This window comes from Proteus sp. LHD240705 (assembly GCF_047921555.1).
In the GTDB taxonomy this organism is placed as follows: Bacteria; Pseudomonadota; Gammaproteobacteria; order Enterobacterales; family Enterobacteriaceae; genus Proteus.
Genome location: NZ_JBLRMI010000041.1, coordinates 1 through 432 on the forward strand (window position 1 = coordinate 1; position 432 = coordinate 432).

A 432-nucleotide genomic window follows, 5' to 3' on the forward strand; every position below is an offset into this window, starting at 1 on the left:
AATTAACCTAATACTTTAGCAACAACGCCCGCACCTACTGTACGGCCACCTTCACGGATAGCGAAACGTAAACCGTCGTCCATCGCGATTGGGTGAATCAGTTCAACGATCATGTTGATGTTGTCACCTGGCATTACCATTTCTACGCCTTCTGGTAATTCGATAGTACCAGTTACGTCAGTTGTACGGAAGTAGAACTGTGGACGGTAGCCTTTGAAGAATGGAGTGTGACGACCACCTTCATCTTTGCTCAGAATATAAACTTCTGATTCGAATTTAGTGTGTGGCTTGATTGAACCTGGTTTAGCCAGTACTTGTCCACGTTCGATTTCTTCACGTTTAGTACCACGCAGAAGAACACCAACGTTCTCACCTGCACGACCTTCGTCAAGTAATTTACGGAACATTTCAACGCCAGTACAAGTTGTTTTA

1 protein-coding gene is annotated in these 432 nt (G+C 44.4%); it reads right to left on the reverse strand.

What is annotated here, in order from left to right; genetic code table 11:
• Positions 1 to 2 precede the first annotated feature (2 nt).
• Positions 3 to 432, reverse strand: a 430-nt coding sequence (locus ACNART_RS17930; RefSeq protein WP_416303692.1) for an EF-Tu/IF-2/RF-3 family GTPase, incomplete at its 5' end; no start/stop codon positions are given.